The 24,234-nt window shown below is 63.8% G+C and carries 29 protein-coding genes; 15 read left to right on the top strand and 14 right to left on the bottom strand.

What is annotated here, in order from left to right:
- Window positions 1–3 precede the first annotated feature (3 nt).
- The gene (locus tag ACCD07_RS20220) at window positions 4–336 is read left to right on the top strand and encodes a hypothetical protein (RefSeq protein WP_176655104.1); all 333 of its coding nucleotides are present in this window, start codon (window positions 4–6) and stop codon (window positions 334–336) included.
- 33 nt (window positions 337–369) lie between these two features.
- Here ACCD07_RS20220 and ACCD07_RS20215 read toward each other — a convergent pair whose 3' ends face one another.
- The 6 genes from ACCD07_RS20215 to ACCD07_RS20190 are packed head-to-tail and all read right to left on the bottom strand — an operon-like array spanning window position 370 to window position 5,792.
- On the bottom strand, window positions 370–1,230 hold the full coding sequence (locus ACCD07_RS20215) for an efflux RND transporter periplasmic adaptor subunit (RefSeq protein ID WP_176655105.1): 861 nt from the start codon (window positions 1,228–1,230) through the stop codon (window positions 370–372).
- 22 nt (window positions 1,231–1,252) lie between these two features.
- Window positions 1,253–1,453: a DUF1656 domain-containing protein gene (locus tag ACCD07_RS20210; RefSeq protein ID WP_176655106.1), complete on the bottom strand. Its 201-nt coding sequence runs from the start codon at window positions 1,451–1,453 to the stop codon at window positions 1,253–1,255.
- Window positions 1,443–3,449 (bottom strand): FUSC family protein, encoded by a 2,007-nt coding sequence (locus ACCD07_RS20205; RefSeq protein WP_413448368.1) that lies wholly within the window; start codon window positions 3,447–3,449, stop codon window positions 1,443–1,445. The genes ACCD07_RS20210 and ACCD07_RS20205 overlap by 11 nt, the downstream gene beginning before the upstream one ends.
- Before the next feature lie 9 nt (window positions 3,450–3,458).
- Window positions 3,459–3,956, bottom strand: a complete 498-nt coding sequence (locus ACCD07_RS20200) for a MarR family winged helix-turn-helix transcriptional regulator (protein ID WP_176655108.1) — start codon at window positions 3,954–3,956, stop codon at window positions 3,459–3,461.
- A 53-nt stretch (window positions 3,957–4,009) separates the two neighbouring features.
- Window positions 4,010–5,452, bottom strand: coding sequence for an efflux transporter outer membrane subunit (locus ACCD07_RS20195; RefSeq protein WP_413448367.1), 1,443 nt, complete (start codon window positions 5,450–5,452; stop codon window positions 4,010–4,012).
- A gap of 22 nt (window positions 5,453–5,474) precedes the next feature.
- Window positions 5,475–5,792 (bottom strand): DUF4148 domain-containing protein, encoded by a 318-nt coding sequence (locus tag ACCD07_RS20190; RefSeq protein ID WP_413448366.1) that lies wholly within the window; start codon window positions 5,790–5,792, stop codon window positions 5,475–5,477.
- A 180-nt stretch (window positions 5,793–5,972) separates the two neighbouring features.
- On the opposite strand from ACCD07_RS20190, the gene ACCD07_RS20185 reads away from it, so the two are divergent.
- Complete coding sequence (locus tag ACCD07_RS20185) at window positions 5,973–6,335, top strand: hypothetical protein (protein ID WP_353404215.1); 363 nt, start codon at window positions 5,973–5,975, stop codon at window positions 6,333–6,335.
- Here ACCD07_RS20185 and ACCD07_RS20180 read toward each other — a convergent pair.
- The 4 genes from ACCD07_RS20180 to ACCD07_RS20165 form a co-directional block, all read right to left on the bottom strand.
- Window positions 6,332–7,228 (bottom strand): LysR substrate-binding domain-containing protein, encoded by an 897-nt coding sequence (locus ACCD07_RS20180; protein WP_176655111.1) that lies wholly within the window; start codon window positions 7,226–7,228, stop codon window positions 6,332–6,334. The genes ACCD07_RS20185 and ACCD07_RS20180 overlap by 4 nt on opposite strands.
- Window positions 7,229–7,240: 12 nt before the next feature.
- Window positions 7,241–8,281 (bottom strand): L-glyceraldehyde 3-phosphate reductase, encoded by a 1,041-nt coding sequence (gene mgrA, locus ACCD07_RS20175; protein ID WP_176655112.1) that lies wholly within the window; start codon window positions 8,279–8,281, stop codon window positions 7,241–7,243.
- 91 nt (window positions 8,282–8,372) lie between these two features.
- Window positions 8,373–8,951 (bottom strand): superoxide dismutase [Fe], encoded by a 579-nt coding sequence (gene sodB, locus ACCD07_RS20170; RefSeq protein WP_176655113.1) that lies wholly within the window; start codon window positions 8,949–8,951, stop codon window positions 8,373–8,375.
- A 137-nt stretch (window positions 8,952–9,088) separates the two neighbouring features.
- Window positions 9,089–10,069 (bottom strand): LacI family DNA-binding transcriptional regulator, encoded by a 981-nt coding sequence (locus ACCD07_RS20165; protein ID WP_176655230.1) that lies wholly within the window; start codon window positions 10,067–10,069, stop codon window positions 9,089–9,091.
- 267 nt (window positions 10,070–10,336) lie between these two features.
- Between ACCD07_RS20165 and glk the strand changes: the two genes are divergently transcribed.
- Window positions 10,337–11,329 (top strand): glucokinase, encoded by a 993-nt coding sequence (gene glk / locus ACCD07_RS20160; RefSeq protein WP_176655114.1) that lies wholly within the window; start codon window positions 10,337–10,339, stop codon window positions 11,327–11,329.
- A gap of 90 nt (window positions 11,330–11,419) precedes the next feature.
- Window positions 11,420–11,791 (top strand): hypothetical protein, encoded by a 372-nt coding sequence (locus tag ACCD07_RS20155; protein ID WP_413448365.1) that lies wholly within the window; start codon window positions 11,420–11,422, stop codon window positions 11,789–11,791.
- Between the two features lie 52 nt (window positions 11,792–11,843).
- On the opposite strand, the gene lptA is transcribed toward ACCD07_RS20155, so the two are convergent.
- On the bottom strand, window positions 11,844–12,443 hold the full coding sequence (gene lptA, locus ACCD07_RS20150; RefSeq protein WP_176655116.1) for a lipopolysaccharide transport periplasmic protein LptA: 600 nt from the start codon (window positions 12,441–12,443) through the stop codon (window positions 11,844–11,846).
- Between the two features lie 67 nt (window positions 12,444–12,510).
- Window positions 12,511–13,869: an exodeoxyribonuclease VII large subunit gene (xseA, locus tag ACCD07_RS20145; RefSeq protein WP_413448364.1), complete on the bottom strand. Its 1,359-nt coding sequence runs from the start codon at window positions 13,867–13,869 to the stop codon at window positions 12,511–12,513.
- Between the two features lie 1,180 nt (window positions 13,870–15,049).
- Between xseA and ACCD07_RS20140 the strand changes: the two genes are divergently transcribed.
- From ACCD07_RS20140 to ACCD07_RS20100, 9 genes are all read left to right on the top strand, one after another.
- A complete protein-coding gene (locus ACCD07_RS20140; RefSeq protein ID WP_176655118.1) occupies window positions 15,050–15,655 on the top strand; it encodes a MotA/TolQ/ExbB proton channel family protein in 606 nt (201 codons plus the stop codon).
- Window positions 15,656–15,664: 9 nt separating this feature from the next.
- Window positions 15,665–16,099, top strand: a complete 435-nt coding sequence (locus ACCD07_RS20135; protein ID WP_176655119.1) for an ExbD/TolR family protein — start codon at window positions 15,665–15,667, stop codon at window positions 16,097–16,099.
- A gap of 198 nt (window positions 16,100–16,297) precedes the next feature.
- On the top strand, window positions 16,298–17,296 hold the full coding sequence (gene lpxK, locus ACCD07_RS20130; protein WP_413448416.1) for a tetraacyldisaccharide 4'-kinase: 999 nt from the start codon (window positions 16,298–16,300) through the stop codon (window positions 17,294–17,296).
- Complete coding sequence (locus tag ACCD07_RS20125; protein ID WP_008446346.1) at window positions 17,277–17,453, top strand: Trm112 family protein; 177 nt, start codon at window positions 17,277–17,279, stop codon at window positions 17,451–17,453. Before lpxK ends, ACCD07_RS20125 begins: the two co-directional genes overlap by 20 nt.
- A 4-nt stretch (window positions 17,454–17,457) precedes the next feature.
- On the top strand, window positions 17,458–18,216 hold the full coding sequence (gene kdsB / locus ACCD07_RS20120; protein ID WP_413448363.1) for a 3-deoxy-manno-octulosonate cytidylyltransferase: 759 nt from the start codon (window positions 17,458–17,460) through the stop codon (window positions 18,214–18,216).
- A 217-nt stretch (window positions 18,217–18,433) separates the two neighbouring features.
- A complete protein-coding gene (adk, locus tag ACCD07_RS20115) occupies window positions 18,434–19,090 on the top strand; it encodes an adenylate kinase (protein WP_413448362.1) in 657 nt (218 codons plus the stop codon).
- Window positions 19,091–19,269: 179 nt separating this feature from the next.
- Window positions 19,270–21,477 carry a sodium-translocating pyrophosphatase gene (locus ACCD07_RS20110; RefSeq protein ID WP_413448361.1) on the top strand — a complete coding sequence of 736 codons (2,208 nt, stop codon included), beginning with the start codon at window positions 19,270–19,272 and terminating at the stop codon, window positions 21,475–21,477.
- An 82-nt stretch (window positions 21,478–21,559) separates the two neighbouring features.
- Window positions 21,560–21,997, top strand: a complete 438-nt coding sequence (locus ACCD07_RS20105) for a hypothetical protein (RefSeq protein WP_176655124.1) — start codon at window positions 21,560–21,562, stop codon at window positions 21,995–21,997.
- Window positions 21,994–22,464, top strand: coding sequence for a hypothetical protein (locus ACCD07_RS20100; protein WP_176655125.1), 471 nt, complete (start codon window positions 21,994–21,996; stop codon window positions 22,462–22,464). Before ACCD07_RS20105 ends, ACCD07_RS20100 begins: the two co-directional genes overlap by 4 nt.
- Here the strand turns inward: ACCD07_RS20100 and ACCD07_RS20095 are convergent.
- Entirely contained in the window at window positions 22,461–22,778 is a 318-nt protein-coding gene (locus tag ACCD07_RS20095) for a CcdB family protein (protein ID WP_353404223.1), read from the bottom strand. The genes ACCD07_RS20100 and ACCD07_RS20095 overlap by 4 nt on opposite strands.
- Window position 22,779: 1 nt before the next feature.
- Entirely contained in the window at window positions 22,780–23,025 is a 246-nt protein-coding gene (locus tag ACCD07_RS20090) for a type II toxin-antitoxin system CcdA family antitoxin (protein ID WP_353404224.1), read from the bottom strand.
- Between the two features lie 145 nt (window positions 23,026–23,170).
- On the opposite strand from ACCD07_RS20090, the gene ACCD07_RS20085 reads away from it, so the two are divergent.
- On the top strand, window positions 23,171–23,929 hold the full coding sequence (locus ACCD07_RS20085; protein ID WP_413448360.1) for an SDR family NAD(P)-dependent oxidoreductase: 759 nt from the start codon (window positions 23,171–23,173) through the stop codon (window positions 23,927–23,929).
- Between the two features lie 120 nt (window positions 23,930–24,049).
- Window positions 24,050–24,234, top strand: a 185-nt coding sequence (locus tag ACCD07_RS20080) for a hypothetical protein (RefSeq protein ID WP_413448359.1), incomplete at its 3' end; no start/stop codon positions are given.

Here is a 24,234-nt window from a genome sequence, read left to right as displayed (position 1 = left end):
GTCATGAAAGAGATCAGCGAGGAACGCAAGGCGGCCGAAGGCGAGGTCATGAAGATTTACAAGGAGTCCTCGCCGGTCATCGAGAGCCTGTTCGAATGGGCCTATATCAATCACGTGGCCTGGAGCCTGGCCGTGCTGGCGCTGGGCTTCATCGTCTGGCTGGTGATCGCGTTGACCAACGCCGAGAACCAGCGCAACGCGCTGATGACCAAGCAGTGCGCGGACCCGGTGTTCAAGGGCGAGCTGGATAAGAAATGCCTGCGCACCGTGCACTCGCGCGAGCACTGGTGGGAGCACGTGACGTACGCGCTGACCCATGTCAGTCCCGAAAAATAAATATGCAAAAAGCCCGCAACAGCGGGCTTTTTTTCAGCTGTGGATCACCACCGTGCAGGTGGTGCCGGCCACCAGTTCCATGCCCTTGGGCTGGCGGTCGATGTGGATGCGCACCGGCACCCGCTGCGCCAGGCGCACCCAGTTGAAGGTCGGGTTGACGTCGGCCAGCAGTTCGCGGCCGGTGTTGGCGTCGCGGTCGGTGATGCCGTGGGCGATGCTCTCGATATGGCCTTGCAGCTGCGCGGCGCCGCTCATCAGGTGCACTTCCACCGCATCGTCCACCTTCAGCAGCGGCAGCTTGGTCTCTTCAAAATAGCCCACCACATAGTATGAGGCGCTGTCGATCACCGCCAGCTTGGCCGCGCCGACGGCGGCGAAATCGCCCACGTGCACGTTCAGGTTGGTGACGTAGCCGGTCACCGGCGCCCGCACCACGGTGCGCTCCAGGTTCAGCTCCGCCATGCCGCGCGCCGCCAGCGCCGCCTGGTACTGCGCCGACGCCGTGCCGACCGCGAATTCGGCCGTCTCGCGGCTTTCGGCCGAGACGATGGCGTTGTCCAGGCCCGCGCGGCGGCTGGCCTCCTTGCTGCGGCGGCCTTTTTCCACCTGCTGCGACGCCAGCTGGGCATTGGCCTGCGCCAGCGCGCTCTGGTAGCGCGCCTTGTCGACCACGAACAGCACGTCGCCCTGCTTGACCAGCTGGTTGTCGTGGACCTTGACCTCGGTGACGGTACCGGCGACGTCGGCGCTGATGTTGATGACGTCGGCCTTGATGCGGCCGTCGCGGGTCCAGGCGGATTCCATGTAGTGGTTCCAGGCCGAGCGGCCCATCCACAGGGCGGCGGCCAGCAGCAGCATGGTCAGGAAGAAGCGGAAGATTTTGGATGCACTCACGGCGGTTCCTCAGGATAGTGAATTATTTGTACAGCGTGACCAGCAGGGCGCTGAAGATGCAGACGAACAGGCACAGTCGCACCAGCGCCGGGTGCCAGCTGCGGCGGTAGGCGCCGACGTGGCTCAAGGCGCTGTCCAGCACCACCTGCAGCACCAGGCTGGCCAGGAACAGCGGCAGCACGCCGGGCAGCAGTACGCCGAAAAAGTCGATTTCACGCGGCATGCGATGTTTCTCCTGTGGGTTCTCCTGCAGCGATTTGGTCCAGCAGGGAGGTGTAGATGGAATGCAGGTCGGTCAGCGCCGTGCGCAGGCGCAGTTGCCGCTCGGCCGTGGCGTCGGGCAGCGCCGCGCGCACGGCGGTTCCCGCATCGAGGATGGCTTGCAGCGCGGCCTGGCCGCTGGCGCCGGAGCGCTGCCGCAGGTGGGCGGCAAGCTGGCGCACCACGTCCTGCAAGGCGTCGCGCACCGGTCCGGGACGCGAGCTGCCGATCAGCTGGCGCAGTTCGATGACGGCATGGCCCAGCTCCAGCAGGGTCAGGCCCTGGCGCACCACGGCCCGCGCCGCCTCGCCTGGCGCCGGGCCGGAGGCTGCGTTCAACTGGCTGAGCAAGTCGCGCACGCGGTTGTCGAAGCGCCGCTTCAGGCGGTACATCGGGGCGTTGCAGGCGCCCAGCGCCTCGCGCCACAGCGCGGCGGCCACGTGGTCCTTCTGGCCCATGGTGTGCTCGGGCAGGATCAGCTTGAACATCAGGTAGGCCACCGCCACGCCCATCGTCAGCGACAGTTCGCTGCTGATGAAGCTTTCGACGTCGTAGCGCATCAGGTTCGTCGGCACCACCAGCGTGGCGCAGAACATGCAGATGCCGATGCCCACGCCGGCCCAGCGCGGTCCGCTGATCAGGTAGGCACCGAAGGCGAACAAGGGCAGGGCGGAGATGATCAGCGTAGTGAAGTCGTTGGCGCGCGCGACCAGGAAGAACTCGGTGACGAAAGCCAGCGGCGAGGCCAGCAGGAAGCCGATCAGCACCTGCCGCACCAGCGCCGTCGGCCGCGGCGACGACGAGGCCAGTGCGCAGAAGATAGTCGCCATCAGGATGGCGTTGCCGACAAAGGGCCAGGCCAGCCAGTACCAGGCGGCTGCTGTCACCAGCAGCGTGGCGCCGGCACGGAAGCCGCTGGCGGCGACGATGGCCGGCGGCGTCTTCGGCGTGTAGGCGCCGGGATCGCTGACCTGCTGGCGCTTCTCGGCCGCCAGGCCGTGGTACAGCGCGTTGAAGGCATCGATGTCGCGGGCGAAGCGCTCCCTCAGCTCGGCCGCCGTTTCGATGTCGATCTGTTGCTGGCGTTCGACAGGCACGCCGGCCGGCACGCCGCTTGCGCGGTGGAGCAGGCGGTGCAGCGTGTAGAGCGTGGTCAGCGCCGTCATGAACGCCGCGTTGAAGGCGTGCAGCTGGCGCGTGTGCGAGCGTGGATGGTCGGCTTCAAAGAAGGCGGCGGCGCGGCCCGATTCCAGCGCGGCGATGTCGGCGGCGAATTTCAGGTGGGTCAGTTCCGCTTCGGCCGGCGTCAGGCGCTGTTCCAGCACCTGCGTGTAGAAAGTGGTGAAGCTGGCGTAGCGCGCTTCGACGGTGCGCATCACCGTGCGCGAGTGACGGCGCGGGAACACCACGTCATGCACCACCGCTGCGCAGATGATGCCCAGGCCAACCTCGGTCACGCGCGTAATGGCCAGCGTGAACACGTGGTCCGGCGCGTCGATGGCGGGAACGGCGATCATGCAGGCGGTATAGCCGGCCAGCACAAAGCTGTACGACTGCTGGTTGCGGTGCATGGCGGCGCCGCCGGTGCACAGCGCGATCCAGACCGCCACGCCGATGAACAGCAGCGGCGGCGATTGCGGGAACAGCGCGACCAGCGCCAGCGCGGCCGAGCAGCCGACCAGCGTGCCGAGAAAACGGTAGAAAGCCTTTTCCAGCACCATGCCGCTGCTGGGCAGCGCGAGGATGACGGTGGTGGCGAGGGCGGTGTAGGGAGCGTCGAGGCCGAGGCGGAAGGCCAGCCACAGCGCGGAGAAGGAGGCCAGCATGGCCTTGGCGACGAACACCCAGCGTTCGCCTTCGGTGCCGAACCAGCCGGCGGTTTCTGCCGCCAGCCAGCGCAAGGCTCCCCCGGCCGCGCTGTGATCCTGGTTGGAGGTGGCGGCTGGGGGAGAATTCATGGCGTCGTGTTATGTAAGGGCTTCGAGATTGTCCAGCTGCCGTTTCAGCAGCGCTTCAAGTACTTTAACTTCTTCGTCGGTGTAGCCGTCGTAGGCGTGCGTGGTGGCAGCCCAGACTTCCGGCAGCACTTTCTCCGCCAGCGCGCGGCCGGCATCCGTCAGCGAGATCATCACGCAGCGACGGTCGCCCGGACGGTTGCCGCGCGTGATCAGGCCCTGGGTTTCCAGGTCGTTGCACACGCGTGTCAGGTTGGCCGGTTTTTCCATGCACGCTTCACCCAGCGTGGACGCGGTCGAGGTTTCGCCATCGGATCCATACAGCACGGCCAATACCATGTAGCTGGCGTCGACCAGATCGTATTTGCGCAGCGCGGCATTGCTCAAGTCCTTCATCCGTTTCTGGATGTGGTAGGTCATGCGCAACAGGCGCATCAAGTCCTCCGGGAACTCTGGCATTCGGGCATGGATGTTTTTCAGGCGCTTTTTAGTCGCTTCAAAACTGCTCATTGCCTTGCTCCTCTGCTTATTTTTTTCGAAGGATTGATTCTACTATCTAATCGTCAAGGCAAATCCAGTTTTATGCCACCGCCCAGTGCGGCCATCAGTAATGCGTAGTTATCCAGTTGTTTGCTAGCCACTTGCGCCATCTGCTGTTGTTCATTCAATAGCGTGATCTGCGCATTGATCACGTTCAGCGCGTCGGTCATGCCGGCCTTGTAGGCCCGTTCGGCCAGCTGCTGCTGGCGGCGCGCCGAGCCCAGCGCGCGCTGCGCCAGCAGGTCCTGCTGCCGCACCGAGTCGATCCGGACGACTGCGTTTGCAACGTCGGACATCGCCTGCACCACTGCGGCGTTGTACTGCTCGACCGCGCCGTCATGGAGCGCGGTCTGGTTACCCAATTGACTGCGCAGTCGTCCGCCGTCGAAGATCGGCAGGCTGATGGCCGGCGTCACGCCGCGCATGGCCGAGTTAGCGTCCAGGAAGTGCGTGAACCCCAGCGCCTGGAAACCGACGAAGGCGGCCAGGTTGATGTTCGGGTAAAAATCCGCCTTGGCGCCGGCGACGCGCGAGTTGGCCGCTTCGATGCGCCAGCGCTGCGCCGCGATGTCGGGCCGGCGTCCCACCAGCTCGGCCGGCAGCGACGCCGGCACCGCCTGTCCGCGGCCTGCCTCAAGAGCCAGCATCGGCCGGGCGATCGCATCGCCGTCGCCCGGTCCTTTGCCGATCAGTGCCGCCAGCTGGTTGCGCAGCAGCGCGATCGACTCGCCGATCTGCTCGTGCTCGCGCCGTCCCGCCGGCAGCGTTGTTTCGATGCTGGCCACATCCAGCTCGCTGGCCAGGCCCGCGGCCCGGCGCTTGCGCGTGATGTCCAGGATGCGCTGGCGCTGCGCCAGGTTCTCGGCCACGCTGTCCTGCAGCGCGTACTCCAGCGACAGCTGGATGTAGCTGCGCACGATGGCCGTGGTCAGCGTCAGCCGCGCCATCTGCGATTCGGCCGAGGCCATGTGCACTTCGTCCAGCGCGGCCGCCAGCGCGTCGCGGTTGCGGCCCCACAGATCCAGGTCGTAGGAACCGGACAGCATGGCCGTGTTCTTCCACGCGTAGTTGCCGGCCAGCGGAGCGGGCACGGTGCTGTGCGCGGAATACAGTTCGCGGTCGGCGCTGGCCGAGGCGTCCACGCGCGGTTGCGTGCCGGCCCTGGCGACGCCGGCCAGCGCCTCGGCCTGGCGCACACGCGCCTGCGTGGCGCGCAGCGTCGGGTTGTCGGCCAAGGCGGCGCTTACCAGCTTGTCCAGCTGTTCGTCGTGCAGCGCCTGCCACCATTGCTGCTCGGGCCATGCGATGTCTTTGCTGGCGGCGGCAATGGCCTTGCCGGAATTGAGCTCGGCAGGTTTCAACGCGACCGCTTGCGGCCGGACCTTGCCCATGTCGGCGCAGCCGGCCAGCAGCGCCAGCATGCACGATGCAAGGGCGAGCGGGCGGATGGCGTGGCGCGGTGTCATGGGCGTGGTTTCCCGTTAGCTGTTACTTGGCGACGTGCTTTTTGGTCTGGGCGACGTCGAAGTCGGCTTCGGTTTCCAGCAGCGTGCCGTTTTTGCGGGCTTCCAGGAACTCGGCCTGCACTTGCGCGCGGGTCAGGCCGGTGGCTTGCTGGGTCTTGGTGGAGGCCAGCGCGCCGTTGGCGACGGCGGTTTGCGCGGCGCTGGTGGTGGAGGCGGTGGTCGTGGTTGCGGCCGGCGCGGTGGTCTGCGCGAAAGCGTTGGTCACGGTGATGGCGGCTGCGGCAATCGCGAAAGCGGTGGTGGCGGCGGCGTTGATCAGGGTTTTGGTCGTGGTGCTCATGGCGGTTCTCCTGGGTGAGGTGGTTAATGCGCGTCTGCTCGTTCAATGCATTAACTATAGAGATGAATATTACATTTGTAAAGTAAAAAATTCCTATCGGTACGATAGCCTTATGCGAGGGTGCGCACGGACTGGCCGCTGCGGCGGTGGTCCAATCAGGTTTTAGAAAAGGAGTCCATCATGTCTGACAGCACTCTGGATCCGGATAACATTCCGGTAGGTACCGACCGAACCCTGGGACGCGGCCATGGCACGCGCGCCCTGGGGCCCAGCGACAATTCCGACAGCGGCAGCGATGTCGTGGGCGAGCCGGATATCGGCCTCGACAGCGATACCGATGCGGAAGGCACCGGCGAGCGCGCCGGCGTGGAGATGACCACGGGACCGTCCGACATAGGCTTCGACCATGTCGAGACGATACCGGTGGTCGACGGCGAGTTTCATGACGTGGTGCAGCCGGAAGACGACGGCAGCGCGCCGGAAGACGTGGAAGCCGAGCCGCGCGAAGAACGGCGCGACTGGTCGCGCACTACCAGGAACTAGCTTGCCGCCGTCATCACGTCCGTAAGCCAGTCGACGAACACCCGCACGCGCGGCGACAGCTGGCGCTGGTGCGGGTACAGCACCGATACCGGCATCGCCTTCGGCCGCCACGCGCCGAGCACTTCGCGGAAGGCGCCGCTTTCCAGGTGCCTGGCGACGTGGTAGCGCGGCAGCTGCACCAGGCCCAGGCCGTTGGCGCAGCAGGCCACGTACGCCTCGGCGTTGCTGACCGAAACCACGCCGGGCAGCTGCACGCTGCGCTCTTCGCCGTCGACGATGAAGTCGAACGGAAACATCTTGCCGCTGCTGGATGAGTAAAAGTTGACGGCCTGGTGGCCGTGGAGATCTTCCAGCGTGGCCGGCGTGCCGCGCTGGTCCAGGTAGGCGGCGCTGGCGCAGGTGACCTGCTGCAGCGTCGCCACGCGGCGGCCGACCATGCTCGAGTCGCGCAGCTCTCCCACGCGCAGCACGCAGTCGATGCCGTCCCGCACCAGGTCGACCAGGCGGTCGCCCATGCCGATCTCCAGTTCCAGTTGAGGATAGCGGGCGAAGAATTCCGACAGGCGCGGCAGCACATAATGCTGCGCCACCGTGCCCTGCAAATCCACCCGCAGCTTGCCGCGCGGCGCCACGCCGCTATTGCCGAAGCCGGCCTCGGTTTCCTCCACGTCCGCCAGGATGCGCACGCAGCGCTGGTAGTAGGCCTGGCCGTCCAGCGTGGTGCTGACGTGGCGCGTGGTCCGCTGCAGCAGGCGCACACCCAGGTGCGCCTCCAGCTGCTTGATGGTGTAGGTGGCGGTGGCCGCCGGCATCTGCAAATCGTCCGCCGCCTTGCTGAAACTGCCCAGCTCGACGATGCGGGTGAAGATGCGCATGGCGTTGAAACGATCCATCGGGAGGGCCGCTTATCTGTGGCTGGACGAACCGGCCCACAGGTTGATCGCGCCTTCCTTGGCCTGCTCGTCGATGGCCGCCAGCTCGGCCGCGCTGAAGCTCAGGTTCTTCAGCGCGGCGACGTTCTCGCGGATCTGCGCGCTGCTGCTGGCCCCGATCAGCGTGGACGTGACGCGCGGATCGCGCAGCACCCAGGCCAGCGCCATCTGGGCCAGCGTCTGGCCGCGCGCCTTGGCGATTTCGTTCAGGCCGCGCACGCGTTCGAGGTTGGCCTCGCTCAGGTGCGACTGCTGCAGCGAGCCGCCGCCCGGACGGTTGACGCGCGAGTCGGCCGGAATGCCGTTCAGGTATTTGTCGCTCAGGATGCCCTGCGCCAGCGCGGTGAAGGTGATGCAGCCTATGCCTTGCTTGCCCAGCGTGTCGAGCAGGCCCTCGTCCTCGATCCAGCGGTTGAGCATATTGTAGGACGGCTGATGGATCAGGCACGGCACCTTCCACTCGTGCAGCAGCCGCGCCGCTTCGGCGGTCTTCTCGGCCGAATAGGACGACACGCCCACATACAGCGCCTTGCCCTGCTGGACCGCGTGCGCCAGCGCGCCCATGGTTTCCTCCAGCGGCGTGTCCGGGTCGAAGCGGTGCGAATAGAAGATGTCGACGTAGTCGAGCCCCATGCGCTGCAGGCTCTGATCGAGGCTGGCCAGCACGTATTTGCGCGAGCCGCCGCCCTGGCCGTAGGGGCCGGGCCACATGTCCCAGCCGGCCTTGGTGGAGATGATCAGCTCATCGCGGTAGGGCTTGAAGTCTTCCTTGTACAGATGACCGAAATTGGTCTCGGCCGAGCCGTACGGCGGGCCGTAGTTGTTGGCCAGGTCGAAGTGGGTGATGCCCAGGTCGAAGGCGGTGCGCAGCATGTCGCGCTGCGAGGCGAGGGTGTTGGTGTCGCCGAAGTTGTGCCACAGGCCGAGCGACATCAGCGGCAGTTTCAGGCCGCTGCGTCCGCAGGTGCGGAATTGCATTTCTTCGTAGCGGTGCGGGGAGGCGTGGTAGGTCATGGGCGAATCTCCTGTGGGATGAAGGCGTAAAAAAAGAAGCTTGTGCCGCAGGCAGAAGCTTCCTTTTTTTTGCTTAGGCCGCAGCCCGGGATCAGGCGAAGTTGGCGGCTGCGAAGTCCCAGTTGGCCAGCTTGAAGAAGGTCTCCAGATACTTCGGACGTACGTTGCGGTAGTCGATGTAGTAGGCGTGTTCCCACAGGTCGCAGGTCAGCAGGGCTTTTGCGTCGGTGGTCAGCGGGGTCGCCGCGTTCGAGGTGTTGACGATGTCCAGGGTGCCGTCGGCTTTTTTCACCAGCCAGGTCCAGCTCGAACCGAAGTTGCCGACTGCCGACTTGGTGAACTCTTCCTTGAATTTGTCGAACGAACCCCACTTGGCGTTGATCGCGTCGGCTAGCGCGCCGGCTGCCGCGCCTTTGCCGTTCGGGGTCAGGCTGTTCCAGTAGAAGGTGTGGTTCCATACCTGGGCGGAGTTGTTGAAGATGCCGCCGGACGATTTCTTGATGATCTCTTCCAGGGACAGGTTTTCGAACTCGGTGCCCTTGATCAGGTTGTTCAGGTTGGTCACATACGTTTGATGGTGCTTACCGTAGTGGTATTCCAGCGTTTCTTGCGAGATGTGCGGCGCCAGGGCGTCGATTGCATACGGCAGTGGTGGCAGGGTATGTTCCATTGTTCTTCCTTTTGTTGGTTTGACGATGTTAAAAAAACGGGGATGATTTTTGCCGAAACGTCCACCATTGTAAAGCGGATGGGCCTTCGGCGCAGAAAAGGCCCGCTTTCCGTGTGGCTACTTGTTGTGGCCGCCGGTCAGCGCACGCGCCGCGTGGTTTCGCGCACGATCAGCTCCAACGGCGGCACTTCGCCGCGCGCTTCCTCGCCGTTGATGATGCGCAGCAGCGCCTGGGTGGCGATGCGGCCGATGTCATACAAGGGCTGGCGTATAGTGGTTAAAGGCGGCGTCGTATATGAGGAGCCGGGCAAGTCGTCGAAGCCGACCAGCGAGATGTCGTCCGGCACGCGGATGCCCTTGCGGTACAGCGCCAGCCGCGCGCCATAGGCGCTCAGGTCGTTGGCGGCGAACACGCCGGTAAATTGCTGGCCGGTGTCGAACAGGCGGTTCATGGCCAGCATGCCGCTGGCCTCGTGGTAATTGCCCTCGACGATCAGCTCGGGATTGAACGGGATATTGGCTTCCTGCAGCGCGCGCGTGTAGCCGGCCAGGCGCTCGGCGGCGTCGATATTGTTGGACGGCCCGGAAATGAAGGCGATGTTGCGGTGGCCCAGCTCGATCAGGTGGTGGACCGCCAGGTAGGCGCCGTATTCGTTGTCGAGCTTGAAGCCCAGCGCGGTGCGGGTCTGCAGCGCGCGGCCGGTGGAGACGATGGGGCGCTGGCCGGAAAAGCCCAGCACCGTCTGGTCCGACATGCGGCCCGACAGCAGGATGATGCCGTCGACCTTGCGCGCCAGCAGCAGACGGATGCGCTCCGCTTCCTCTTCCGCGTTCCAGTGGCCGCTGACGATGACCGAGGCGTAGCCGGTGCCCTTCAAGCCGTCGTCGACGCCGCGCAGCGTTTCGTCGAAGAACGGCGAGGAAATGTCCTGCACCACGATGCCGATGGTCATCGAGCGGCCTTTTTTCAGGCCCTGCGCCATCTGGTTGGGCGCGAAGTTCATCTTGTCGATGGCGGCCAGCACGGCCTGGCGCTTGTCGTCCGACACCCTGGCGGTGCCGTTGAGGATGCGTGAAACGGTACTGGGCGACACGCCCGCCTGGCGGGCTACATCCATCAAAGTCGACGGGCCGGAAGGGTGTGGGGTGTCTGCCAAGGTGATTCCTGTTTTAATTATGGTGATATTTATGAAAACCTTTTCGGCGAAAGATTACCATAAATCGCGGCGGTCTTCGCCAAATCGTCGGATCGCGGCACATTGACTTTCATCCGGATACGGTATTTAATGAAAAGCATGCTTGAAAACGTTTTCATAACTTGAGTGACATATAATCAAGTCGCCAGCAAAGAACCTCGGAACACCTGAGAAAGACTAGGAAGAGACATGAAACGCGAATCTTTTTCGCACCTCGCGAACGGCCCGCGCCTGCTGGCCGACATCGGCGGCAGCAGCGCCAGTTTCGGCCTGGAGACGGCGCCCAACCAGATCGACGCGATCTGGGTCACCGAGTGCGCCGCCTATCCGACCCTGGGCGCCGCGCTGGTGGCCTATCTGTCGCAGCCGGCCACGGTGGCGGCGGGCGGCTACCAGGCCCGCTTCGCCGGCATCGCCATCGCCAATCCCATCGACGGCGACTGGGTGACGATGACCAATCACCACTGGTCGTTCTCGATCGAGGCGGTGTGTTCGCAATTCAGCCTGAAGTCGCTGGTGGTGGTGAACGACTTCACCGCGCTGGCCAGCGCCTTGCCCTACCTGGCGCCGGAAAACAAGCACCAGGTCGGCGGCGGCGTGGCGCGCATCGGCGCCACCATCGGCCTGGTCGGCGCGGATGCGGGGCTGGGCGTGTCGGGCCTGGTGCCCGGCGGCGACCGCTGGATCGCCATCGACAGCGAAGGAGGGCACAGCACCTTCGCGCCGATGAACGAGCGCGAGATCGACATCCTGCGCTACGCGCGGCGCTATCACGATCACGTGTCGAGCGAGCGGCTGGTGTCGGGCATCGGCATCGTGCTGACCTACCGCGCGCTGGCCGAGCGGGCGCACATCGAGCCGCAGAACTTGACGACGTCGCAGATCATGGAGCGCGGGCTGCACCGGCTCGATCCGGTCTGCGAGGAGACGCTGGTGGCGTTTTGCGAGATGCTGGGCACGGTGGCCGGCAACGTCGCGCTGACCTTGGGCGCCAAGGGCGGCATCTACATCGGCGGCCGCACGGTGCTGCAGATGAGCGATTTCTTCGAACGCTCCGGCTTCCGCGCGCGCTTCGAGCAGAAGGGCCGCTTCTCGGATTACCTGTCGCATATCCCGACTTATGTGATCACCGAAAAACATCCGGTGCTGACCGGCATGTCGGCGATGTTGTCGGCGGGCTGACGTCCGACCCGCGCAGGCGGCGCTATCCTACTGTCGGTTTCGCCTTCGGGTGACACAATGGTTGCTCTATCATCGCGAGGGAGAACCATCATGGCGGCAATCATCAACCGGGCGTGCGGCCTCGCTGCATTTTGCCTGGCCTGCGGCTTCGGCGCGGGAGTTCAGGCGCAAACCAAGGATGCCGTCCAGCCGACCGGCACCGCCGGATCGACCGCGTTCCAGCCCAAGGGGGCGGCGCGTGGCGAGGTGGAAGCCGCCACGGGGCCCCAGAACGGCAATGATGGATCGCAGCAGGCGGCCTCCAAGCCTGGGTTCGACAACAAGCCGCCAAAAGGGGCGAAGGCTGATTGCCATCGGCCGCAGGGCGGGGTGGACGCCAGCGGCGGAGAAAACATCGGATCTTCCAGCAAGGACAACACATCCTGCACGCGCAGGGCTGGCAAACCCACGATCAAGAAGTAGACCTGACAGGGCGACCAGTTGGATTCAACGGCCTGTCACTGCCTGCGGGTTTTTATTGCGGAACCGGGGCCGATGCGGTCGCGGATGTCGTCCCCGCCGATGACGGCACGTCCAGCGGATCCTTGCGGGAGGGCTGCAGCACCAGTGTGCCGCGCCGGTCGCCTTGCTTCACGCTGCCGGGCAACTGAGTGACGGCGTAGCGCTCCTCTCGCGCCACATACGAAATGTGCTCGCCGGTGATTTCGTCGGTCAGCTCGCCGTCGGTGGTGCGGCGGGCCTTGGCATCCTCCAGCAGGTCGACCACTTCGGTCTTTTCGTCGTATTCGACCCTCAGTGCTTCGCCTTCCATCCATCGATTGCCTTCGCCGTCGCGCTTCTGGCGGAAGAACACCGGGTTGCCGTTTTTATGCGAGGTCAGGACGGCGTGCTGGTATCCCTCGGCGTCTATGGTGACCACGCCGTGGTCCGCCCGAATCAACAGCGTGCCGCGACGGATTTCGACTGCGCCGTCCAATGTGCTGACCTTGGGCGACAGGGTGATCAGCGCCTCGCGAGAGCTCACTTTGGTTTCCTTGAAACTGTCCGCACGCTCGGCGTGGGCGGCCGCGTGGATGGTCAGCAATGCGCAAATCAGGGCGGAAGTCTTTGTCATGGGGACGGCGTCTGGTCGATGGTGCGACAACTATATAGCGTTTCCGGCGCCCGATATGCGCGCTTTGTCACAGGGACTGCTGCACCGACTCCACGCCGACTTGGGCGCTGCCCTCGGCCAGGCGCAGGTTCAGGATGCTGTGCGGCTTCAGCTGCGCCGGCGCGCGCACGATGGCGCCTTTGTCGTCGGTGACGATGGCGTAGCCGCGTTCCAGCGTGCGCTGTGGATTCAACAGTTCCAGCTGCGACGACAGCGCCGTCAGCGCATCGCGGCGCTGCGCCAGCTGGCGCGTCACGCTGGTGCCGGCGCGGTGCTGCAGGCCCGCCAGCGCGGATCTCGCCGCCGTCACGTCCGGCTTGCGGGCGCCGAGGCGGCCGCTCAGGCGATCGAGCTGGAAGCGCGCTTGCGACAAGGGCTGGCGGTTGGCGTGCATCATCGCGGTGGACAAGGCCAGCAGGCGCAGGCGCTGCTGCTTGATCTGCGCGCCGGGGTTCAGCAGCCGGCGCGCGTAGTTGTCCAGCGTTTGCGCGGCATCGCCGACGCCGCGGCGCATCGCGCGGCGCAGGTCGACCACGTCCGCGCGCAGCGACGCCATCCAGTCCGCGCGCGGCGTGACGGCCAGTTCGGCCGCGGCGGTCGGCGTGGCGGCGCGCAGGTCGGCGGCGAAATCGCAGATCGTAAAATCGGTTTCGTGGCCGACGCCGGAAATCACCGGCATGCGGCAGTTGGCCACCGCGTACGCCACGTCCTCGTCATTGAACGACCACAGGTCCTCGATGCTGCCGCCGCCCCGGCAGACGATCAGCACGTCACAGTCGTCGCGCAGCGAGGCCGTGTCGATGGCGGCGGCGATTTTCTGCGCCGCGCCCTGGCCCTGCACCGGTGTCGGATACAGCACGATGTTCACATGGGGCGCACGCCGTTTCAGCGCCGTCAGCACGTCGCGCAGCGCCGCCGCCTGCGGGCTGGTGACGATGCCGATAGTGCGCGGGAACAGCGGCAAGGCGCGCTTGCGCTCCGGATGGAACAGGCCCGCCGCGTCCAGCTTTTCCTTCAGCCGCTGGAACGCTTCAAACAGCGAGCCGACGCCGGCGCGGCGTATCGCCTCCACATTGATCTGGTAGTCGCCGCGCGCGCCGTACAAGGTGACCAGCGCCCGCACTTCGACCTTGTCGCCTTCGCGCGGAATGAAGCCGGCATATTGCGCGCGGCCGCGGAACATCACCGCGCGCACCTGGGCCGCGTCGTCCTTGAGCGTGAAGTACCAGTGGCCGGAACTGGCCTTGGTGAAGTTCGACACCTCGCCGGATATCCACGTCAGGGGAAAGGAGCGTTCCAGCAGCCGCGCCACCGCCTGGTTGAGCGCGGTAACGGTCATCACGGGGGCGGCGGCTGGGGCGGAATCGGTGCGGTCGTCGAAGTTCATTGATTTCAAAAAAGGAAACTATCCACACTATGCTGTTTCGGTCACACAGCGGTCATAGAGTATCTAAAGCAGCAAGTATTATAGGTAAATATTTGATTTTAAAAGGTAAACTTTTCTGCCGTATTTGCGTGCAATGCGGAAAAACCCTTATGGATCAAGTACTTTGCATCAGCCACTCATGGTTACGCACAAAGTTATCCACAAAAGATGTGCGAAACTTTGGTGAGCGATAGTTATTTTCTTCTTGTTGATTTTGTAATGCTCAAAATTTACGCACGGAAAGTATATTGTGAAAAATCAATGACTTATGTTACAGGTGGGGCCATTACGCACACTTTTATCCACAGAATTTGTGCAAAACTTCGGACTTGCCCCCAGCCGGCGTTGGCCGCTGAATATCCCGTGGCAGGCAGGCCGGCCAGCTTCGGCGGGGTGTTGGGGATAAAAAACCGCTTGCTTCATTTTTACGCATGGCAATAAATCTGATATAAATCAATGACTTTGATCAGCACGCCCCGCCTTGCTAACAATCTTATCCACACAAAATGTGCAGAAGTCAGTCCTTGTTGCCGATAGGCAGACATTATCGGTAGCGGCGCCATCCAGTCTTATCGAAAACGCCATTTCTCCTATGAAAAGTGGTCGAAAAGCACAGTCTGCTTGATTTTTACTCACGGCAAAAATTCCCTTATAAATCAAGGCTCTTTCACGATGCGGGAAGCGTTGCTAACAATCTTATCCACATTTAGTGTGCAGAAGTCCACATCCATACCAGTGCAACAAAGCAAGGTTTTTACTGCGATTTTTTTACGCATGGAAAAAATATCCTTATAAATCAAGGGCTTTGTATACGATGGGCTTCCTTGCTAACAGTCTTATCCACAATTTATGTGCAGAAGTGTGCAGAAGTTTTGGCTTTGCCACTTTTGGTGGCTGAAAAAGCGCCCAATCCTCCGCATGCCAGATTTTTACGCATGGAAAGAATACTGATTAAAATCAAGGGAGTAGGGCGGCATGGCATGTCTTGCTCACAATCTTATCAACAGAATATGGGCATAAGTGGGCACAACATTCGTCCATGCCTGATGGCGGCCGCGAGCGCGGGTGAATCGACACTTGCCGAGTGCCGCCCAACAAGATACATTGCGCCTTCGGGTGTTTATCTAGACAGGAGTTCGTTTTGCTCGCCATATTACAAGCTGCAGGTTGGCCTATCTGGTTGTTGCTGGTCGCATCGATCGTTGCGACGGCCCTGATCATCGAACGTTTGCTCTACCTGCGTCGCAGCAAGATCCTGCCGAAGAAGCTGCTGGACGAGGTGGTGCAGGTCTACCGCGGCGGCAACATCACCCCCGACATCATCGACAAGCTGGAAAAGAGTTCGCCGCTGGGCGTCGTGCTGTCGGCGGCGCTGCGCAATATCGAATCGCCGCGCGACGTGATGAAGGAGTCCATCGAGGAGGCCGGCAGCGGCGTGGCCCACATGCTGGAACGCTTCCTGACCACGCTGGGCACCATCGCGACCCTGGCGCCGCTGATGGGCCTGTTCGGCACGGTGGTCGGCATGATCGAGATCTTCGGCGCGCAAAACGCCACCGGTTCCAATCCGGCGCAACTGGCGCACGGCATTTCGGTGGCCCTGTATAACACCGGCTTCGGCCTGGCGATCGCGATGCCGACCTTGGTCTTCTATCGCCACTTCCGCGCGCTGGTGGACAGCTTCATCATCGAGATGGAGCAGCAGGCGGTGAAGTTCGTCGATGTCGTGCACCTCAAGCGCAAGTAAGGACCCGGCATGAATTTCCGCAAAGGCCGGCACCGCGAGGATCCCGAGATCAACCTGATCCCGTTCATCGACGTGCTGCTGGTGATCCTGATCTTCCTGATGGTGACCACCACCTACAGCAAGTTCACCGAGCTGCAGATCACGCTGCCCACTGCCGACGCGCAGAAGGCGACCGACAAGCCGTTCGAACTGAACGTGACGGTGGACGCCAAGGGCAACTACACGATCAACGGCGAGCCGGTGTCGTTCCACGACGTGGCCGGTTTCGCGCAGGCGATGAAGAGTGCCGCCGACAAGGGTGGCGCGGCGGGCAAGTCGCCGGTGGTGATCGTCAACGCCGACCAGTTCGCGATGCACCAGATGGTCATCAACGTGATGGAGGCGGCGCGCATCGCGGGCTACGAAAAGCTGACCTTCGCCGCGCAGACCAGTGCCGCGAAATAATATGTGAACGTCATTCCCGCGCAGGCGGGAATCCATGCTGAACGTCCGGAGCCGATGTTCCATGGATTCCCGCCTGCGCGGGAATGACGCAGTTCGCCAAGGCTCCTTAATTTGCTAAACCATCCTCCTTCCAAATCGTCTGCGCTCGAAGCGACGCTGACGCGCAACTGGCTGCGGCGCGGGCCGCTGGCCTGCGCCTTGTGGCCGGTGTCGCTGGTGTTTGGCGCGCTCAGCGGCTTGCGGGCGGCCATGTTCCGTGCCGGCTGGCTGAAGTCGTCGCGGCTGCCGGTGCCGGTGGTCGTGGTGGGGAATATCTACATCGGCGGCACCGGCAAGACGCCGCTGACCATCTGGCTGGTGCAGGCGCTGCAGGCAGCCGGCATGAAGCCGGGCGTGATTTCGCGCGGCCATGGCAGCAGCGCCGACGGCGCGCGCGAAGTGGGCGCCGCATCGACGCCGGCTCAGGTGGGCGACGAGCCGTTGCTGATCAAGCAGAGAACCGGCTGTCCGGTGATGGTGGGACGTGACCGGGCCGCGACCGGGCGCGCGCTATTGGCGGCGCATCCGGAGGTGGACATCCTGTTGACCGACGACGGCCTGCAGCATTACGCGCTGCAGCGCGATATCGAGATCATCCTGTTCGATGGCCGTGGCGCCGGCAATGGCTGGCTGCTGCCGGCCGGACCGCTGCGGGAACCCGTCTCGCGCCGTCGCGATTTCACCGTCATCAACACGTCGCGGCTTGACGCCGGACTGGCGGCCGCCGTCGGCGCGCACCGTGGCGCCCCGGCGCCGATCCAGATGGTCCTTGCCGGCGACCACGCCGAGCAGCTGCGCGACCGCGGCGTGCGCCGCACGCTGGCCGAGTTGGCCGAGTTGGCGCGCAGCGGCCCCGGCCTGCGCATCGCGGCGGCGGCTGGCATCGGCAATCCCGCGCGCTTTTTCGGCATGCTGAAAGCGGCCGGCCTGCGCATCACCGAGCTGCCTCTGCCCGACCATCACGACTTCCAGGACCGTCCATTTGCCGCCCTCGATGCGGACCTGATCTTGATGACCGAGAAGGATGCAGTAAAATGTGCGCAAATTGAAGAACTCAGAGACGACCCGCGACTATGGGTCGTCCCGGTCACCGCGCGCATCGATAGCGCGCTGGCCGACCAAATTGTGGAGAAATGTCGTGGACGCTCGATTGCTTGATATCCTGGTTTGCCCGGTCTGCAAAGGCCCCCTGGAGTACGATAAAAAAGCCCAGGAAATGATCTGCAAGGGCGACCGCCTGGCATATCCCATCCGTGACGGCATCCCCATCATGTGGGCCGACGAGGCCCGCACGCTGCAGGACAAGGCGGAATAAGCTCGTGTCTTCAGCATCCCCGTTCATCGTCATCATCCCGGCCCGCCTGGCCTCGACCCGCCTGCCGAACAAGCCGCTGGCCGACCTGGGCGGCAAGCCCATGGTGGTGCGCGTGGCCGAGCGCGCGCGGCAGGCCGGCGCGGCCCGCATCATCGTCGCCACCGACCACGAAGACATCCGCGCCGCCTGCGAGCAGCACGGCGTCGAAGTCTGCATGACCCGTTCCGACCATCCATCCGGCACCGACCGCATCGCCGAGGTGGCGCGCGCGCTGAACCTGGCGGCCGACGCGGTCGTCGTCAACCTGCAGGGCGACGAGCCGCTGATCGACCCGGCGCTGCTGCAGGCGGCCGCGTCGCGCATCAACGCCGGCGTGCCGATGTCCACCTGCGCCCATCCGCTGCACGACGCCGCCGACGCCTTCAACCCCAACGTGGTCAAGGTGGTGCTGGACAAGGCGGGGCGGGCGCTTTATTTTTCGCGCGCGACCATACCCTGGAACCGCGACGCCTTTGCGCAGTCCAAAGACACACTGCCTGCCGCTTACGTGCCGCTCCGTCACATCGGACTGTACGCCTACCGCAACGACTTCCTGCAAGCCTATCCGGCGCTGGAAGTGTCGCCGCTGGAATCGATCGAAGCGCTGGAGCAGTTGCGCGTGCTGTGGCACGGCTATCCCATCGCGGTCCATGTGACCGATACGGCCCCCGCGGCCGGAGTGGATACACCGGAAGACCTCGTTCGCGTACGGCAATTCTATTGATTTGCATCAAAAGGCGCGTCAGCCAGTAGTCAGTTACGGCTGATATAACGAAAACAACAGTGCGGTATTCATACGGAATATCTCTCTGGGCCCGGATTTCGCCAGCTAAGAACGGTACAAACCGTCATAAATTGGCGTTGAGACAAAGTTTTGTGGTAAGTTTCGTACGATCCGATACCAACTAACCCACCCAATATCTGTTTTTTAGGAATTTTTCATGCGTCTTATTCTTTTAGGAGCACCAGGTGCCGGCAAGGGCACCCAGGCTAATTTCATCAAAGAAAAATATAACATCCCGCAAATCTCCACCGGCGACATGCTGCGTGCTGCAATCAAGGCGGGTACGGAGTTGGGCATGGCCGCCAAGAAGGTGATGGACGAGGGCGGTTTGGTATCGGACGACATCATCATCGGCCTGGTCAAGGATCGCCTGACCCAGCCGGACTGCGCCAACGGCTACCTGTTCGACGGCTTCCCGCGTACCGTCGCCCAGGCCGACGCGATGAAGGACGGCGGCGTCAAGGTCGACTACGTGCTGGAAATCGCCGTGCCGGACGAATCGATCATCGAGCGCATGGATGGCCGCCGCTGCCACCCGGGTTCGGGCCGCGTCTACCATATCAAGTTCAATCCGCCCAAGGTCGACGGCAAGGACGATATCACCGGCGAAGACCTGGTGCAGCGTCCCGACGACAAGGCGGAAACCGTCAAGAAACGTCTGGAGGTCTACCACAACCAGACCGAGGTGCTGCTGGGTTACTACAATAGCTGGGCACAATCGGGCCAGCCTGGCGCGCCGAAATACCGCCGCATTGAGGGCGTCGGCCCCGTGGAGCAAATTCGCGACAGCGCGTTTGCAGCGCTGGCGGAATAAGCGGTAAAGTAGAGCGGACCGAGTGTCCGCTTTTTTTGCGCCCAAAATCGGCTGGATGCCATCCCGTTTTATGAAGTTTTGCAGTTCGCAGGTTTAGTTGGCTGCGCTTGCCTACCCGGCGGGCGTTGGTTTTCTGAAGTGTGGTTTGTAGGCTCGATTAATAAAAACAAGGGGACACTATGGCAGCTAGTCTTTGGTTAGCAGTTGCGTGCGGCGTTATCGCCGTGGTTTATGGTTTGTGGTCCAGAAGCTGGATACTCAGTCAGGACGCGGGCAATCCGCGCATGCAGGAAATCGCGCTGGCCATCCAGCAGGGCGCCGCCGCCTATCTGGCGCGCCAGTATCGCACCATCGCCATCGTCGGCGTGGTGCTGCTCATACTCATTGCAGTTTTACTCGACATGCATACCGCGATCGGCTTCCTGATCGGCGCGGTGTTGTCCGGCGCCTGCGGTTTCATCGGCATGAACGTCTCGGTGCGCGCCAACGTGCGCACCGCGCAGGCGGCCACCAAGGGCATGAACGAGGCGCTCAACGTCGCCTTCAAGGGCGGTGCGATCACCGGCATGCTGGTGGTCGGCCTGGGCCTGCTGGGCGTGGTGCTGTTCTATATGTTCCTCACCATGGTGGCCTCGACCGCCGTGCCGAATCCGAACATGACGGCGCACGACGTCATCAAGCCGCTGATCGGCCTGGCCTTCGGCGCATCGCTGATTTCGATCTTCGCCCGGCTGGGCGGGGGCATCTTCACCAAGGGCGCGGACGTCGGCGCGGATCTGGTGGGCAAGGTGGAGGCGGGCATCCCGGAGGATGATCCGCGCAACCCGGCGGTGATCGCCGACAACGTGGGCGACAACGTCGGCGATTGCGCCGGCATGGCGGCCGACCTGTTTGAGACCTACGTCGTGACCCTGATCGCCACCATGCTGCTGGGCGCCTTGCTGATCACGTCGGCGCCGACGTCGGCCATCGTCTATCCGCTGCTGCTGGGCGCGGTGTCCATCATCGCCTCCATCATCGGCTGCTCGATGGTCAAGGCCAAGCCGGGCAAGAAAATCATGTCGGCGCTGTACACCGGCCTGTGGTGGGCGGCCGGCTTGTCGCTGGTCGGCTTTGCCGTCGTCACCTGGCAGATCTGGCCTGACGAAGCCATGCGCATGAAGATGATGGGCTGCACCGTGGTCGGCATCGTGCTGACCGGCCTGATGGTCTACATCACCGAGTACTATACCGGCACCGATTTCCATCCGGTGCGCCATATCGCCGAAGCGTCGACCACCGGCCACGGCACCAACATCATCGCCGGCCTGGGCGTGTCGATGAAGTCCACCGCCTATCCGGTGCTGGCGGTGTGCGCGGCGATCCTGGTGTCCTACCAGCTGGGCCAGTTGTACGGCGTGGCGATCGCCGCGACCTCGATGCTGTCGATGGCGGGCATCGTCGTGGCGCTGGACGCCTACGGACCAATCACCGACAACGCCGGCGGCATCGCCGAAATGGCCGGCATGCCGGAATCGGTGCGCGCGATCACCGATCCGCTGGACGCGGTGGGCAACACCACCAAGGCCGTCACCAAGGGCTATGCGATCGGTTCGGCCGGCCTGGCAGCGCTGGTGCTGTTCGCCGACTACACGCACGCGCTGGAGTCGCGCGGGCAGAGCATCACCTTCGACCTGTCGAACCCGATGGTGATCGTCGGCCTGATCATCGGCGGCCTGATTCCCTATCTGTTCGGCGCGATGGCGATGGAGGCCGTGGGCCGCGCCGCCGGCGCCGTGGTGGTGGAAGTGCGGCGCCAGTTCCGCGACATCAAGGGCATCATGGAAGGCACGGCCAAGCCGGAATACGACAAGGCGGTCGACATGCTGACCGCGTCGGCGATCAAGGAAATGATCATCCCGTCGCTGCTGCCGGTGGTGGTGCCGATCGTGGTCGGCATGCTGCTGGGCGCGGCCGCGCTGGGCGGCATGCTGATGGGGACCATCGTCACCGGCCTGTTCGTGGCGATCTCGATGACCACCGGCGGCGGCGCCTGGGACAACGCCAAGAAGTACATCGAGGACGGCCACTTCGGCGGCAAGGGGTCCGACGCGCACAAGGCGGCGGTCACCGGCGACACCGTCGGCGATCCGTACAAGGACACTGCCGGTCCGGCGGTCAACCCGCTGATCAAGATCATCAACATCGTCGCGCTGCTGCTGGTGCCGCTGCTGCCGGCGTCGGGCTGGCTGGCGGTAACGGTGCCGGCACCGGTCGCCGCGCACACGGCGATGCCGCCGCCGGCGATGATGATGGCCCCCGGGACCGGCATGATGGCGCCGGCCGATGCTCCGCCTCCGCCTCCGCCACCGCCGGCGACGGAAGCGCAGCCGGTGCCTGCCAAGTAAGCGTTACGAATTGTTTCAGTGGCTTCCCTCCTGTGCCACACCTGCTAATAATGGAAGGTGTAGCACTACGCGAGGGAATGCCATGAACATGTTGAAACCGGCGCTGACGCTGGCGTTTCTGCTGGGTGCGCTGCTCAGCCCTGACGCGTGGGCGCAGCATGGCCACGGAGGCGGCGGCCATGGCCATTTCCAGGGCGGCGGCCATAATCATTTCCACGGCGGACCAGTCGGCCACGGCTACTATCACGGGCGCGGCCATGGTTACGTACGCGGCGGCATCATTGTCGGCGCGCCGCTGTACTGGCCGCGTTACGGCTACCTCGATCCCTACTATTACTACACGCCGGGCTACTATGTCGGCGCGCCGTGGTATCTGCCGCCCGGCGACGCGGCCGTGTACGCCGGGCCCGGCACGCGGAGGCTGTACTACTGCGACAATCCCAGAGGCTACTATCCCAATGTGGACGCCTGTCTGGTGCCATGGCGCGTGGTGATCGGCACCGTGGTACCGCCGCCATGACGCCGCGCACCGCGCTGCTGATGTTGTCGCTGGCGCTGCCCGGCGCAATCCCGACGCTGGCGGCCGCCCAGTCGCCGGCGCCTGCAGCCGCCAAGCCGGCGTCCGAGTTGCGTGACTACGCCAGCCTGCCGGTCTGCAAGCTCAGCGCGGACGGCAAGCATCTGGCGGTGGAGCCGTGCCGCACCGCGCCGGCGCGGGTGCCGATGCCGCGCCGTCCGGTGCCGCAGATCATCCAGCGCATGCCGGTCGTCAAGCAGGCGCCGCAAGTGGCGATGCCGGCCATGTCGCCATCGCCGTCGCTGCAAACCCTGCTCAATCCGCCCAACGCCCCGCAAGCGGTGAACGGCTGCGGCCCCACCGGCTGCAACGACGCCAGCGGCACCCACCTCAACCAGGCCGGCCCCGGCACCGTAATCATGCCCTCCGGCAAAACCTGCAGCCGCAACGGCGCCGTAGTGCAGTGCTAGTAGGCGCCGAACGCTCGATCCAGCGCCAGCTGTATTTCGGCTTGCTGGGACTTCGCGGAACCGACCTTGGATTTTAATTCGCGCAAAGGAATGGCGCCGAGTTGCGGCGTATCGAGAATGCAGGAGGTTCCGTTCACGTCGATCAAGGGAAACAGATCCGCGGGCAGGTTGGTCAGACTAAAGTAAGTGGATGCCCGGAGCGGTATGACGATCCGGCTGGCCAGGCCGCTGATGACGTTGCTCTGGACATCGATAAGGAAAGGAATGCTTTTTAGATTCTTGCCTGGATTGGCATAGATGTCAAAGCGAGCCATCCTAAAAAGCCCGCCATTCCTGCAACGCCACGCCTTCAGCTTCGATAACTTCGTTATACGCTGTGATGAAAGCGGCGTGCTCTGCATTCCATCGTAATTCCTTTTGCGCTGCAATTTCCTCGCGCAGTTTTTGCTCGCAGAGTTGGGAAATATTGATGCCAAGCGCCTTCGCATCACGGTACACATCCATGGCGAGGGTAATGTTGGTGGCTTTTTTTGCGGGAAGCTTGAGAGGTGGACTGTCCATATGAGCTCCTATGCGCATCAATTGGAAGATGGATCATGCGCATTATACGCTTGCACAGGTTTTCCTCATCGCCGTCGAAAAATTCGCTACAATTGCGATGTGACGTTTACGTAAACGTCAAACACCAACAAGACAGGGGACGGGCATGCAAATTCAGGACAATGTATTCATCATCACCGGCGGTGCTTCGGGCCTGGGCGCCGCCACGGCGCGCATGATCGCGGAGCAGGGCGGCAAGGTCGTGCTGGCCGATGTGCAGGTCGAGCCGGGCCAGGCGCTGGCCGCCGAACTCAAGGGCGTGTTCGTCAAGTGCGACGTCACCTCGGAAGCGGACGGCAAGGTCGTCATCGACGCAGCCGCGGCGCTGGGCACGCTGCGCGGCCTGGTCAATTGCGCCGGCGTGGCGCCCGCCGTCAAGACCGTCGGCAAGGAAGGCCCGCACCCGCTGGACGTATTCCAGCGCACCATCAACATCAACCTGGTCGGCACCTTCAACATGGCCCGCCTGGCCGCCGATGCCATGAGCAAGACCGCCGCCACCGACAGCGGCGAACGCGGCGTCATCATCAATACCGCCTCCGTCGCAGCCTACGACGGCCAGATCGGCCAGGCCGCCTATGCCGCCTCGAAAGCCGCCGTGGTCGGCCTGACCTTGCCGATGGCGCGCGACCTGTCGCGCAATGCCATCCGCGTGATGACCATCGCCCCCGGCATCTTCGAAACCCCGATGTTGATGGGCATGCCGACCGAAGTGCGCGACGCGCTGGGCGCCATGGTGCCGTTCCCGCCGCGCCTCGGCAAGCCGTCCGAATACGCGCAGCTGGCCCGCAGCATCATCGAGAACGCCATGCTGAACGGCGAATCGATCCGCCTCGACGGCGCCATCCGCATGCAGCCGAAGTAAAACTTATTGCACGATTTCGTGTACGATGCCAGAGTGATCGGGGGGGGGGGGCCCCCCCCCGGGGGGGGGTTTTTTTTTGGGGGGGTTTAAGGTTTTTTGAAAAGGGGGGTTTAAGAGGCAGTGGGTGGGGGGCGGGGGGGGGGGCGGCCCCCCCCCCCCCCCCCCCCCCCCCCCCTTCGGCGCGGGGGCCCGGAGATGTCAATAACACACACCCAAAACATCTCCCCGCGGCTGGATCACAAAAAGTGCACGGCCTGGTGGCCGTGGAGATCTTCCAGCGTGGCCGGCGTGCCGCGCTGGAAGAT

It is taken from the genome of Duganella sp. Dugasp56 (genome assembly GCF_047304105.1).
GTDB lineage: Bacteria > Pseudomonadota > Gammaproteobacteria > Burkholderiales > Burkholderiaceae_D > Rugamonas > Rugamonas hordei.
Note: the sequence above shows the minus strand (reverse complement) of the source record. Positions and strands in the feature narration are given on the sequence as shown.

Excerpts from the sequence above, each read along its gene's own strand:
- glk (WP_176655114.1), top strand. The coding sequence starts at position 10,337 with ATGAAACGCGAATCTTTTTCGCACCTCGCGAACGGCCCGCGCCTGCTG.
- sodB (WP_176655113.1), bottom strand. The coding sequence starts at position 8,951 with ATGGAACATACCCTGCCACCACTGCCGTATGCAATCGACGCCCTGGCG.
- ACCD07_RS20110 (WP_413448361.1), top strand. The coding sequence starts at position 19,270 with ATGGCAGCTAGTCTTTGGTTAGCAGTTGCGTGCGGCGTTATCGCCGTG.
- mgrA (WP_176655112.1), bottom strand. The coding sequence starts at position 8,281 with ATGACCTACCACGCCTCCCCGCACCGCTACGAAGAAATGCAATTCCGC.
- ACCD07_RS20190 (WP_413448366.1), bottom strand. The coding sequence starts at position 5,792 with ATGAGCACCACGACCAAAACCCTGATCAACGCCGCCGCCACCACCGCT.
- ACCD07_RS20195 (WP_413448367.1), bottom strand. The coding sequence starts at position 5,452 with ATGACACCGCGCCACGCCATCCGCCCGCTCGCCCTTGCATCGTGCATG.
- ACCD07_RS20220 (WP_176655104.1), top strand. The coding sequence starts at position 4 with ATGAAAGAGATCAGCGAGGAACGCAAGGCGGCCGAAGGCGAGGTCATG.
- ACCD07_RS20095 (WP_353404223.1), bottom strand. The coding sequence starts at position 22,778 with ATGGCTCGCTTTGACATCTATGCCAATCCAGGCAAGAATCTAAAAAGC.
- ACCD07_RS20165 (WP_176655230.1), bottom strand. The coding sequence starts at position 10,069 with ATGGATGTAGCCCGCCAGGCGGGCGTGTCGCCCAGTACCGTTTCACGC.
- ACCD07_RS20105 (WP_176655124.1), top strand. The coding sequence starts at position 21,560 with ATGAACATGTTGAAACCGGCGCTGACGCTGGCGTTTCTGCTGGGTGCG.
- ACCD07_RS20090 (WP_353404224.1), bottom strand. The coding sequence starts at position 23,025 with ATGGACAGTCCACCTCTCAAGCTTCCCGCAAAAAAAGCCACCAACATT.
- ACCD07_RS20200 (WP_176655108.1), bottom strand. The coding sequence starts at position 3,956 with ATGAGCAGTTTTGAAGCGACTAAAAAGCGCCTGAAAAACATCCATGCC.
- ACCD07_RS20180 (WP_176655111.1), bottom strand. The coding sequence starts at position 7,228 with ATGGATCGTTTCAACGCCATGCGCATCTTCACCCGCATCGTCGAGCTG.
- adk (WP_413448362.1), top strand. The coding sequence starts at position 18,434 with ATGCGTCTTATTCTTTTAGGAGCACCAGGTGCCGGCAAGGGCACCCAG.
- lptA (WP_176655116.1), bottom strand. The coding sequence starts at position 12,443 with ATGACAAAGACTTCCGCCCTGATTTGCGCATTGCTGACCATCCACGCG.
- ACCD07_RS20085 (WP_413448360.1), top strand. The coding sequence starts at position 23,171 with ATGCAAATTCAGGACAATGTATTCATCATCACCGGCGGTGCTTCGGGC.
- xseA (WP_413448364.1), bottom strand. The coding sequence starts at position 13,869 with ATGAACTTCGACGACCGCACCGATTCCGCCCCAGCCGCCGCCCCCGTG.
- ACCD07_RS20100 (WP_176655125.1), top strand. The coding sequence starts at position 21,994 with ATGACGCCGCGCACCGCGCTGCTGATGTTGTCGCTGGCGCTGCCCGGC.
- ACCD07_RS20185 (WP_353404215.1), top strand. The coding sequence starts at position 5,973 with ATGTCTGACAGCACTCTGGATCCGGATAACATTCCGGTAGGTACCGAC.
- ACCD07_RS20205 (WP_413448368.1), bottom strand. The coding sequence starts at position 3,449 with ATGAATTCTCCCCCAGCCGCCACCTCCAACCAGGATCACAGCGCGGCC.
- ACCD07_RS20155 (WP_413448365.1), top strand. The coding sequence starts at position 11,420 with ATGGCGGCAATCATCAACCGGGCGTGCGGCCTCGCTGCATTTTGCCTG.
- ACCD07_RS20135 (WP_176655119.1), top strand. The coding sequence starts at position 15,665 with ATGAATTTCCGCAAAGGCCGGCACCGCGAGGATCCCGAGATCAACCTG.
- ACCD07_RS20210 (WP_176655106.1), bottom strand. The coding sequence starts at position 1,453 with ATGCCGCGTGAAATCGACTTTTTCGGCGTACTGCTGCCCGGCGTGCTG.